The sequence below is a fragment of the Bradyrhizobium denitrificans genome (genome assembly GCF_013179005.1).
Classification (GTDB): Bacteria; Pseudomonadota; Alphaproteobacteria; order Rhizobiales; family Xanthobacteraceae; genus Bradyrhizobium; species Bradyrhizobium denitrificans.
Genome location: NZ_JABFDP010000011.1, coordinates 24,901 through 36,620 on the forward strand (window position 1 = coordinate 24,901; position 11,720 = coordinate 36,620).

General features: G+C 65.2%; 8 protein-coding genes. 5 read left to right on the forward strand and 3 right to left on the reverse strand.

All coding sequences use genetic code 11. The annotated features are described in order from the left end of the window. Positions 1 to 151: 151 nt before the first annotated feature. The 4 genes from HL671_RS13410 to HL671_RS13425 all read left to right on the forward strand — a co-directional run bounded on the left by HL671_RS13410 (position 152) and on the right by HL671_RS13425 (position 7,002). A complete protein-coding gene (locus tag HL671_RS13410) occupies positions 152 to 511 on the forward strand; it encodes a BlaI/MecI/CopY family transcriptional regulator (protein WP_041750699.1) in 360 nt (119 codons plus the stop codon). Next, the gene (locus HL671_RS13415; protein WP_172236656.1) at positions 511 to 3,879 is read left to right on the forward strand and encodes a M56 family metallopeptidase; all 3,369 of its coding nucleotides are present in this window, start codon (positions 511 to 513) and stop codon (positions 3,877 to 3,879) included. Before HL671_RS13410 ends, HL671_RS13415 begins: the two co-directional genes overlap by 1 nt. A 257-nt stretch (positions 3,880 to 4,136) precedes the next feature. After that, the gene (locus HL671_RS13420) at positions 4,137 to 5,198 is read left to right on the forward strand and encodes a hypothetical protein (RefSeq protein WP_172236657.1); all 1,062 of its coding nucleotides are present in this window, start codon (positions 4,137 to 4,139) and stop codon (positions 5,196 to 5,198) included. 283 nt (positions 5,199 to 5,481) lie between these two features. After that, a complete protein-coding gene (locus HL671_RS13425) occupies positions 5,482 to 7,002 on the forward strand; it encodes an outer membrane beta-barrel protein (RefSeq protein ID WP_172236658.1) in 1,521 nt (506 codons plus the stop codon). A gap of 12 nt (positions 7,003 to 7,014) precedes the next feature. On the opposite strand, the gene HL671_RS13430 is transcribed toward HL671_RS13425, so the two are convergent. From HL671_RS13430 to HL671_RS13440, 3 genes are all read right to left on the reverse strand, one after another. Beyond that, a complete protein-coding gene (locus HL671_RS13430) occupies positions 7,015 to 8,094 on the reverse strand; it encodes a D-TA family PLP-dependent enzyme (RefSeq protein ID WP_012043688.1) in 1,080 nt (359 codons plus the stop codon). A gap of 238 nt (positions 8,095 to 8,332) precedes the next feature. Further along, positions 8,333 to 10,153: an ABC-F family ATP-binding cassette domain-containing protein gene (locus HL671_RS13435; RefSeq protein WP_012043689.1), complete on the reverse strand. Its 1,821-nt coding sequence runs from the start codon at positions 10,151 to 10,153 to the stop codon at positions 8,333 to 8,335. A gap of 4 nt (positions 10,154 to 10,157) precedes the next feature. Beyond that, positions 10,158 to 10,652: a YaiI/YqxD family protein gene (locus HL671_RS13440; protein WP_041751481.1), complete on the reverse strand. Its 495-nt coding sequence runs from the start codon at positions 10,650 to 10,652 to the stop codon at positions 10,158 to 10,160. 123 nt (positions 10,653 to 10,775) lie between these two features. Between HL671_RS13440 and HL671_RS13445 the strand changes: the two genes are divergently transcribed. Then, on the forward strand, positions 10,776 to 11,576 hold the full coding sequence (locus tag HL671_RS13445; RefSeq protein ID WP_172236659.1) for a hypothetical protein: 801 nt from the start codon (positions 10,776 to 10,778) through the stop codon (positions 11,574 to 11,576). Positions 11,577 to 11,720: the final 144 nt, after the last annotated feature.

Below are 11,720 nucleotides of genomic sequence, written 5' to 3' on the forward strand. Positions count from 1 at the left end.
CGTGCCGCTGGCGCAGAGCGCGCATCTCCAGAAAAAGACCGGTGCTTGGCCCTAATCCAAGCATATTCGAAGCCTAGTTGCTGACCGTTACAACTTGTCATGCGCAGGAGGCGCACCGAGGGAGACGCGCGTGCAGTCAGAGCTACCGGACATGAGTGATCTGGAACGGGACGTCATGAAGCTCGTCTGGCTCAGACAGCCTGTCACGGCTGAGATGGTCCGCGAGCTCCTCGATCGTGACCTGAAGGATTCCACGGTCCGGACCTTGCTGCGGCGTCTCGAAGAGAAGGGATATGTGTCCCATAGGATCGAAGGCCGGACTTATTTGTACAGCGCAAGTCGTCCGCCCGAGGCCGTCGCGGCGAACGCAGTCAACAAGATCGTCAATTGGTTCTGTCGCGGCTCCGTCGAGGAGCTCCTGGTCGGCATGATCGACGAGAAGCTCATCGATAAACGCCAGTTGAAGGCGTTCGCTGACAGGATTGCGAGGAGCAAGTCGGGAGAGCGTTGATGGACTTGCTGCTGGAGGCCGCACTGCGATCGTTTGGCCTCGGGGCGGCAGTCTGGATCGGTCTGCGGCTGGTCAGAGTCGTCAATCCTCGGATCGAGTTGCGGGTGTGGGTCTGCGTGATGCTGGCCTCGACCGCGATGCCTGCGCTGGTCGGGTCGAGTCTGGTCACGCTCACGCTGCACGAAGATCCTCCCGCGGCGGCGATCCCGCTGCCAGGCGCGCCGGACGAGCAGCCAATGGCCCGTAGTTTGCGGTCGGGCTCGGCCGGCGCCGCGCGCGTTGCCACGGCTGTCGATCAAAGCGGTTCGGCTCGCGAATTCGGCCAGGCCGACGCCAACCGCGGTGTGGGTGCCGCGACGTCCTCGTCGTCTGCCGCGCCCGGCGTCGGCGCGCAACTCTCTGCTTGGCGTCCGAACTGGCGCGGACTTGTCTTCTATCTCTATTTCACTGTGGCCGCCGTGCTGCTGCTGCGGATCAGTCTGGGCATTCTGTTCGCGGTCAGGCTGTGGCGCTCGGCGGAGATCGTTCATGAGCCGCTTGCCGGCGGTGATGTGCGCGTCAGTCCCGCCGTCAGATCGCCGGTGACGTTTGCCGGCAGCGTCCTGCTGCCTTTGGAATACCGCGACTGGGAGCCCGTCAAACTAATCGCGGTGCTCGGGCACGAGCATTCCCATGTCCGCCATCTGGATTTCTACACGCTGTTGTTTGCGACCTTGCACCGCGCGGTGTTCTGGATCAATCCGCTCGCCTGGTATCTCTGCTACAGGGTCGCGGCCTTGGCAGAGATGCGAAGCGACGACGAGGCGATCGAAGGCATCGGCGATCGCCTGGCCTATGCGGAAGTGCTGCTCGGGGTGGCCAGCAACCCGGCGCCGCCACCTCATGGCATGGTCGCCCTGATGCATGCGATCGTTGCCCAACGGATCGAGCGGATCCTGGATTCCGACTGCGTTTCGGAACGGCCCGCATTGCGCAAACGCATCGCCACCTATGGCGCCTGTTGCACCCTCATTCTGCTGAGTGCAGGCAGGATCGGCTACGGCTATCTGCCGCTGGACGTCAGCTGGGACGAGTTCACGGCCCGCAGGACCTCGGGGGCCGTGCGGGCCGTGATGGTCCCCCCCGAGCAGCTCGACAGCTATGTCGGCTACTACCAGGCCGATCCGGCGGTCCTGCCCGACCTGGTGTTGACCGTGACGCGCGACAAGCAGCATCTGTTCGTGCAACGTACCGGCCAGAACAAGATCGAAGTGTTGCCGGAGAGCGAACGCGATTTCTTCTACACCGATCGAAGCTTCGAACTGTCCTTCATCGGCCGGGCGGGGGCGCGCGCCATTGCCATGGTACTGCATCAGAACGGCACGCATATCCGTGCGTCGCGGGTCTCGGCGGACGTCGCCCGCCGTGCGGCCGACCTGCTTGAGCAGCGTCTCATTGAACAGGCGCGAACGCGCAGCCCAGCCAGGATTGACCCGGCTGCCTTCGACCGCCTGGTCGGATATTATCGTGAGAACCCGCGGCTCCACGTCGAAATCAGCCGAGATGGCGATCGGCTGTTCGGCCGATACAGCGGCAGCCGCAAAATGGAGCTGTTTGCCGAAGACGATCTGCACTTCTTCTTCAAGGATATTGATGCACAGATCGCCTTCGTCGCCGATGCCGATGGACACGTCAATGCGCTGACCAGTCACCAGGACGGCCGTCTGTGGCCTGCCCAGCGGATAGCCGCACCGGACCGAACCGTGGGCCAGGTCGAGGACGCTGCCGCGTCGCGGAATCCGGGTATCGCTCCCGAGCAGGCCGTCATTCTCCGTGAGCCGCGATCGGCCGAGACGATCGCAGGATTCTACCAGGTCGATTCGTTCAAGATTCTGGTCATTTCCGCCGAGAACGGCAGGAGTTTCGCGCAGCTCGGCTATCAGCCGAAGGTCGAGATCGAGGCGGCCCGCGACGGCTCATATGGCGATGTCGGCATGTCGCTCAGGCTTCGCTTCACGTTGGATGATGCGGGCAAAGTCTCGGGCGCGATGCTCATTCGCAAGGGCAAGACGACGCGGCTGCCGCGCATCAGTGGTTTGCCGCAGTTTGCACCGCAGGCCTCTCGGCTCGATGCGCGGCTGTTCGATGCCGAATACGCCGGAAACTACCAGGCGGGGTTCGATACTTTGATCCGAATTACCAGAGAGGGAGACCGCCTCCGCGTCGAAAAGCCTGGTCTGGTGACCGGAGATGAGATCGAACCTGTCGCCGATCGAGTGTTCCTGTGCCGGGCGACCGGCAAGCATTTTCTGTTCATTCGGGATCCCTCGGCAAGCGCGCTGAACCTCGTGATCTTCGAGCCGGGTGTCGGTGCAACGTTGGCCACGCGGATCGATGGCGCAACGGCGCGAGAGCTCGAAGTGGAGCATATTCGTCGGACCGCGATGAGGATCGACCGCGTTCTGGCTCAGACGGCGACGGCCGGCAGTGAGGAGATCCTGCGTGATACGATCGCGCAGTTGCAGCGCGGCGAGGTCGACTCGACGCAGCTGAAACAGAGATTTCCGCAGGAGCTTCGGGTCAGGCTGCTCAAGGCCAAGCGTGAGCTGCAGGCACTCGGCGTGCTTCAGCAGCTTCGGTTTGCCGGAGTCGCGGCGGACGGGCTGGACGTCTTCGATGCCCAGTTTGCGTGGGGGAGTGCCCGATTCAGAGTGCTCTTGGACAGCGACCGGACCGTGAAGCGGCTGGCCTTTCGCTGGTACGGAGACGACACGCCGGGGGCCTATGTGCCCTGCGGAGCTGAAATCCCCACCGGCGAGCCCGCCGGAGCGCTGTCGATCGACGTGACCCTGATCAATCACAGCGAAGGACCCGTCAACGCCTACCTGGTCGGGCCGGATGGCGAGCGCAGATTTCAAAGCAGTTTCGAGCCGGACACGCGTGGCGAGGTCGCGACGAAACTCGATCGGCCGATCGTCATCACCGACAAGGCCGGCGATTGCATCGGAATCGTTCTTCCAGGCAGGGCGACCCGTGTCACCGAGGTGCGGGGAAGCGAGAATGGCGCTGTCCTCGGCGCGCCCCTGATCCATGACACGCCGGATCCGCAGAGCCAGACGCGGCTGCTGGACTACATGGCCGCAGTGCGCGACGGTCGGATCGACGAGACGATGCTGACCCGGTCGATGGCGCGCAATGGACGCGAGAGGCTCGCCGTTTGGCAGCGCATGTTGACCGATCTCGGCCGGTTCGAGTCGCTTCGCTTTATCGGTGGAGATAGCGCCGTCGGCGATCGGTTCCGCGCGCGCTTCAGCAACGGCGAACTCGATTGGCGGATCGTCACCGCCGCAGACGGGCGCATTTCCAGCCTCGCTGTCGGCGCTGACTAGAGCATGATCCGGAAAAGTGGAAGCCGGTTTTCCGAATCGGATTGAGCCCGCTCGCATTCATCGAGCTGTTTGTTGAGCGAACAAATGTGGCGGTCGTAAACCGATAACGGCGCCGGGATCGCCACGATCAACTAATTAGTCGTGGCTTGGACGACCAGACATCGTCGAATTGCCGTCAATATCGCGACGCATTGCGAGTGTTACATTTTGTAGCGAATAAGGCGTCAACAATCGACCGTCTCGTGGAGAACGTAAAGATGAAGAACCTGAGGATCGTCAGGACGGCTGCGGCTGTGCTGATCGGCATTGGTGTGTCGTCCAATCCAGTATTCGCTGGCAACCATGCGGCTCTAGCGAAACCGGGTGCCAATTTGAAGGCTGCGGCGGCCGTCGATCAGAAGGCCAACAACGCTGTGGCGGCGGCCCAGGCCGCCGGCAAGAAGGCGGCTGATACGCTCAAGGCCGCCGACAAGACGGCGGCCGTTGCTGCAAAGGCCGTGACTCAGGCTGCTACCAAGGCGGCCACGGCTGCGGACAAGCAGACCGCGGCCGCTGCGAAGGCCGCCACCAAGGCCGCGACAGCTGCAGACAAGCAGACGGCAGCGGTCGCGAAGGCCGCCGACAAGGCTGCAGCGGCCAATGCCAATGCGGCCAAGGCTGCAGAGCAGAAGGCGAACGCAGCGAAGGCTGCGGATAAGGCGGCTGCCAAGGCTGCGAAGGAGGCGGCCGAGCAAAAGGCCAAGGCGGCGAAGGCTGCAGAGGCAAAGGCTGCCAAGGCAGCGAAGGAAGCCGCCGAGCAGAAGGCCAAGGCGGCGAAGGCTGCAGAGGCAAAGGCTGCCAAGGCAGCGAAGGAAGCCGCCGAGCAGAAGGCCAAGGCGGCGAAGGCTGCAGAGGCAAAGGCTGCCAAGGCTGCGAATGAGGCCGCAGAGCAGAAGGCCAAGGCGGCGAAGGCCGCAGAGGCGAAGGCTGCCAAGGCAGCGAAGGAGGCGGCCGAGCAGAAGGCCAAGGCGGCGAAGGCTGCAGAGGCAAAGGCTGCCAAGGCGGCGAAGGAAGCGGCCGAGCAGAAGGCCAAGGCGGCGAAGGCCGCAGAGGCGAAGGCTGCCAAGGCAGCGAAGGAAGCAGCCGAAAAGAAAGCGAAGGCCGCGAAGGCTGCTGAGAAGAAGGCGGCCAAGGCTGCAAAGGAAGCGGCTGAGCAGAAGGCCAAGGCTGCGAAGCAGGCCGCGGCGAAGGCCGCGCAGGCCGCTGCCGGGAAGGCTGCGGCGCAGGCCAACAATGCAGCCAATCAGGCTGCGGCCAAGACGGCACAAGCTGCAAAATAGCCAGGCCATGTCGACCGCGTAAGCGGCCGCCCTCGGGAGAGAACGACGGACCGTCAGCGTTGCTCGCCGACGGTCCATCTCGAGGACGGCGCATCGACGTCATGTGCAGGCTGCTGACGTCTGCTCGGATGCCGACGATAGCCGTTGCGTTTTTCATGCGCAGATGCGCCGAGCGCGTCTGCCTGATGCGTTGCCCGAGTTTGTTGTGAGACATGCGAAAGCGTCAGCTTTGGTTCGGGCGATGGGGATCACGCGGCGATTGCTTGGCGCGGCTTGCCGCATCGTGTTGCATTGTCTGCTGCTCACCGTCACCCTCTCGGTCGACCGTGCGGAAGCCGCCGTCAGGGCTGAAACATTGCTGTTGCGCCCGGTCGCCGACGCGGACCCGTTGTTGTTGCGGCGGTTCAAGGCGATCGATCCGCGGGAGAGCCTGGCGCGAGCCGTCCGCTTTGCCCCGGCCGCGGCGAAGCCGTTGCCCTTGCCGGGCGCGATGCTCGAGGGCACAGGATGCCTTGCCTTGATGCGGGTGCCCCCCAATGATGCAACTCGGATCTGGCGCGCGCTGGTCCGTTGTCACATCAAGAGCCGGCCTATCGGACCCAAGCGGCCGGTCGCGCCGGTCATGCCGAAGCTGGAGGAGGTCGCGGAGGCGCCCAAGCCGGAGGAGAAGGCCGAGGAGGACGATCCCTTCGAACCGAAGGGAATCAAGGTCGGGGCCTTTGTGATCAAGCCGGCACTGGAACTGACCGTCGGGGTCGACTCCAATCCGTTGCGGATGCCGCGGGGCGGCAGGCCCGCGCAGACGCGCTCCGTCGTCCACGAGCTCGAAATACGTTCGCAATTCGAGCGGCACGAGCTCAATGCGGATCTGAGCGTCGGTTACAGCCAGACGCAAGGCGTGCCCGTGCTCAACGCCCCGGCGGTCGATGCGAAGATCGATGGCCGCTACGACATCACCGACGATCGATCGATCAATGGCGAGGTCCGGTATGCGCTCGATCCCGTCGACCGGGTGCTCGAAGCCCCCAGAGGCACCTTCGTCTCTAAATCCGGAGCGACGGTGGGCGTGAGCCAGAAGCTCGACAATGTCAGCGTCTCGGTGAAGGGGCTGGTCGATCGGAGCACCTTCAGCGGCGCACGCCCCGGCGATGACGCGCCGATCCCGAACAAGGACCGCAATTTCACCCAGCCTGCGGTGCAGACGCGCGTGTCTTACGCATTGTCGCCGCAGATCAGTCCGTTCGTCGACGTGACGCTGGACCGCAGGGTGCACGACATCCCGGTGGATTTCGGCGGCGTCCGCCGCGATTCCAATGGCACCGTGGTCAGTGCCGGACTGAGCCTGGCCTTTGCTGGACGATTGGCCGGCGAGATCGCGGTCGGATATCTGACGCGGCGTTTTGCCGACCCGATGCTGCCCGGGATTTCCGGCATGATCGTGAACGGGGCGCTCGTCTATCGGCCATTCGACAGGACGTCATTCGTCCTGGTCGGAACGTCCGACACTCTGGAGAGCGTCATACCGGGCGTGAGCGGGATCTTTCGGCGGGACCTGATCCTGCAGGCGCGCCAGGAATTCGATCCCCGCACCAGTGCCTCGCTGTCCTTCGGCTTTGGTCAGGACCGGTTCGCGGGCATTGTCCGGACCGACGATCGATACTCCGTTGCGCTTGGCGCCGTCTACAAGCTGTCGCGTGAAGTGCAGCTCAAGGCCGACGTCCGGCAGGATTGGTTGAGATCGACAATCCCCACCGTCAACAACATGGCGACGACGGCGACGGTGGGAATCCGATTCCAATACTGACGATCCGTCTGCCTAGCGCAGCTTGCCCCTGGCCGCGACCGGCAGCGTTCCTAGGATCTCGTCGCCGCGGACCATCACGACCTCGTCCATCATGTTGACGACGACGCAGACATGGTTGGGGACGATGCGGACGACGTCGCCGACATGGGGGCGGGTGTTGGAGCGCGACAGATCGAGGAATCCGTGCTCCTCGGCGAAGCGGGCGATCTTGGCCTCCGGGTGCTCCAGGATCAGGCCATGGCCGTCGAGGCCTCCAGTATCGGATGTCAGCGTCTTCGAGCCGGCATCGAGGATGCCGCGCTCGGGCGCGGCACGGCTGACGACGGTCGAGTAGATATGCAGCGCGCAGTCGTCCCAGGTCGCAACGCCGGCGGCGACCTGCATGCGGTCGTTGTAGATGTAGGTTCCGGGCCGGTGCTCGGTGGCGCCCTTGAGCTTGCCGAGATTTTTCAGGTTGGGCGAGCCGCCGGTCGAGACGATGGCCGCGTCCAGCCCTTCGGCGCGCACGCCGGCGAGCGCCTCGTCAAAGAAGCGTTGCGCCTCGTCCCAGCCCGTCTCGGTCGGATACAGCATGAAGCCGGCGAAGCGCAGGCCCTCTGACACCTTGATCTGGCGCGCGAGCTGAATCGCCTCGGCCGGCGTTTCAACACCAGCGCGCTTGCGCCCGGTGTCGCATTCGACCACGACGGAGAGCGTGCGACCGGATTGCTTCGCCGCCTCCGGCAGGCCGGCGACGACGACCGGATTGTCGGCGGCGACCGTCATGTCGGCCTTGGCCTGCAGCGCGGCGAGCCGCGCCATCTTCTCCTCGCCAATCAGATTGTAGCTGATCAGGACGTTGTCGATGCCGGCCTCAGCCATAATCTCGGCCTCGCCGATCTTCTGGCAGGTGATGCCTTGGGCGCCGGCCGCGATCTGCAGCTTGGCCAGTTCAGGGCTCTTGTGCGTCTTGATGTGGGGACGATTGGCGACGCCGGCCGCCGCGCACTGCGCCTGGATGCGCGCGATGTTGCGCTCGACCCTGTCCATGTCGATGACGGCGCACGGGGTGCCGTATTCCCTGGCGATCCTGGCGGCGAGCGGCGTGGTCATCTCATTCACTCCATGTTGCCGTCATTGCGAGGAGCGAAACGACGAAGCAATCCAGAGTCGCATCTACAGCTGTGGATTGCTTCCGCCGTCGCCCTTCGGGCTATGGCGGACAAGTCGCTTCGCTCGCAATGACGAAGAGAACGTCGGGTGGGCAAAGCGAAGGGTGCCCACCGTCTTCTGTTGCGCAAGACCGCGGTGGGCACGGCGCTGGCGCGCCTTGGCCCACCCTACGGCGCCGTCACCCGCCCTCGATCTCCTCGCGCAGCATTTCGAGCTCCAGCCAGCGGTCTTCGGCAGCGGTGAGCTCGGCCTGCGCGGTGGCGAGGGCCAGCGAAGCGGCGTCGAACGTCTTGCGGTCTTTCGCATACAGCGCGGGGTCGTCGAGCAGCTTCTGCTGCTTCGCGATCTCCCCTTGCAGCTTGGCGATCGTCTTCGGCAAGGTCTCCAGCGCGTGCTTCTCGTTGAAGGAGAGTTTGCGCTTCGACGTGCTCGAAGCCGTCGCCGCAGGCTTGGCCGCCTTCTTCTCATCGGCGGCGGCTGCTGCCGCCGCGGCGTGCTCGCGCTTCAGGTCGGCGCCGCGCTGAACCAGCATGTCGCTGTAGCCGCCGGCATATTCCTGCCATTTGCCGTTGCCCTCGGGCACGATCACCGAGGTGACGACGCGGTCGAGGAAGTCGCGGTCGTGGCTGATCAGGATGACCGTGCCCTCATAGTCGCCGAGCATGTCCTCGAGGACATCCAGCGTATCGAGATCGAGATCGTTGGTCGGTTCGTCTAGCACCAACAGGTTCGACGGCTTGGCCAGCGCGCGCGCCAGCATCAGTCGGCCGCGCTCGCCCCCGGAGAGCACCTCGAGCGGCGTGCGCATCTGCTCGCGCGAGAACAGGAAGTCTTCCATGTAGCCGACGACGTGCTTCGGTTTGCCTGCCACCATGACGTGGTCACCGCGGCCGCCGGTCAGCGCCTCCGCCAAGGTTGTCCGTGGATCGAGGCTTTCGCGATGCTGGTCGAGCGTCGCCATCTCCAGGTTGACGCCGAGCCGGATGCTGCCGCTGTCGGGTTCGCTGCCGCCGGTGAGCAGGTTGACCAGCGTGGTCTTGCCGGCGCCATTGGGGCCGACGATGCCGATGCGGTCGCCGCGCTGGATGCGGATGGAGAAATTGTCGACGATCTTGCGATCGCCATAACTCTTCGACGCGCCCTTGGCCTCGATGACGAGCTTGCCGGACTTGTCGGCCTCGGCGGCGGCGAGATTAGCGCTCCCCACGGCTCCGCGATAGTCGCGGCGCTGCTGGCGCAGCGCATGCAGATTGGCGAGCCGCTTGACGTTGCGCTTGCGCCGGCCGGAGACGCCGTAGCGCAGCCAGTGCTCCTCGTTGACGATCTTGCGGTCGAGCTTGTGCTGCTCGCGTTCTTCTTCCGCCAGCACCTCGTCGCGCCACGCCTCGAACGCCGCAAAGCCGCGGTCGATCTGCTTGATCTGGCCGCGATCGAGCCACGCGGTTGAGCGCGACAGATTGGTCAGGAAGCGCCGGTCGTGGCTGATCAGCACCAGCGCGCAGCGCCGGCCGTCAAGCTCGTTCTCCAGCCACTCGATCGTGGTGAGGTCGAGATGGTTGGTCGGCTCGTCCAGGAGCAGGATGTCCGGGTTCGGTGCCAGCACGCGCGCCAGCGCCGCGCGGCGCGCCTCGCCGCCGGAGACATGCGCCGGATCTTCCTCGCCCGTCAGCCCGAGCTGCTCGACCAGATAGCGGGCCTGGTAATGATCGTCGCCGGGCCCAAGCCCGGCCTCGACGTAAGACAGCGTGGTGGGATGGCCGGAGAAATCCGGCTCCTGCGGCAGATAGCGCACAGTGGCGCCCGGCTGCACGAAGCGCGTGCCGCTGTCGCAATCGACCAGGCCGGCGGCGATCTTCAGCAAAGTGGATTTGCCGGAGCCGTTGCGGCCGATCAGGCAGACGCGTTCGCCGGGCGAGACCGACAGCTCGACGCCCTGCAGCAGCGCCGTGCCGCCGAAGGTCAGGCGGATGTCTTTCAACTGGATGAGCGGTGGCGCCATGTTTCTAGCTCTGCTGGTGGACCCGCGCCGCGCGCTGGCGCTGCAGGCGGCGGATCGTCGTATCGAGGGTGGAGAGAAAGGTGGAGCGGTCGCGCGGGGTGAACGAGCGCGGCCCGCCCGTGACCTCGCCTGATGAGCGCAGATCGGTCATCAGGTTGCGCACTGCCAAGGTCATGCCGATCGACTCCTCCGTGAACGGCTTGCCGTTCGGCGCGATCACGGCGCTGCCGGCCTTGACGCAGCGGCTCGCCAGCGGAATGTCCGCGGTGATGACGATGTCGTCGCCGCCGGTGCGCTCGGCGATCCAGTCGTCCGCGGCGTCCATCCCGCTGCCGGCTGCCACGCGGGTGATCAGCGGATCGTCGGGCACGCGGATGAAGCCGCCGGCGACGACGATCACCGGCAGGCCGTGCCGGAGCGCGACGCGGTAGATTTCGTCCTTCACCGGGCAGGCGTCGGCGTCGACAAAGATGCGGAAAGGTGCGGCTTCGGTGGTCATCGGGCCTTTCATCGGGATGGCCGGTTGGTACTCCATCGCGTCAGGAATTGCGAGCCAAACGCTGCGCTTGCCAGGACCTTTCCGGCCGCTACCATCGCCGAAAGGGCTCAAAGGGAGGCAAGCATGGCAGGCGGACTCGGGGTGCACGCGGTCGAGGCGTTCAATACGGCCAAGCAATCCGAGAACAAGATGCATGATGATGCCGTAGCGCGCCGTTTCGGCTTCGCCGGCGGCCTCGTACCCGGCGTCGAGGTGCTGGCCTATATGCTGCATCAGCCGGTGGCCCGCTGGGGCCGGGCATTCCTGGAGCGCGGGCTGATCGAGGCGCGGTTTATCAAGCCGGTCTATGATGGCGAGATGGCCGAGGTCAGGGCAGAGCAGGTGGGCGATGGCATCGGGCTCGAGGTGACAAGCCAAGGCGAGCTATGCGCCACCGGTTCCGCGTCATTGCCGGCGGTGGCGCCGGATGTCGGGCTGGCCGAATACCGCGATGTTCCGCCGGCTGCCATGCGGCCTCCGGTCAGCGCGGAGTCCTTCGCTGTCGGCAGCTGGCTCGGCACCGCGCCACGCGCCTGGCCAGGGCAGGCGGCGAAGCTGTATCTCGATGAGATCCGCGAGCGCGAGCCGCTCTATGCGAACGACCGGCTCGGCCATCCCGGCATGCTGCAGCGGGTGATGAACCGGCTGCTGGTCGACAATGTCGTGCTCGGTCCCTGGATTCACGTCGGCAGCCGGATGCAGCTGCTGTCGGTGATCGCCGAGACCGACGAGATCACGGCACGGGGGCGGGTGGTCGCAAACTACGAGAAGAAGGGCCACCGCTTCGTCGAGATCGACGCGCTGGTGGTCGCGAACGGCACGCGCGCGCTGGCACATTGCCAGCACGTCGCGATTTACCAGCCGCGCGCGCAGGCGGCGGCGTAGCGGATAGTTTGGAGAAGCGATGGGCTGAGGGAAAAGGCACGCCGCCTCTCTGAACAAGGCCGTCATGCCCGGGCTTGTCCCGGGCATCCACGTCGTGCGTCACCTGCGGCTCGTGGATGGCCGGGCCTACGCCGCGCCGAAGGG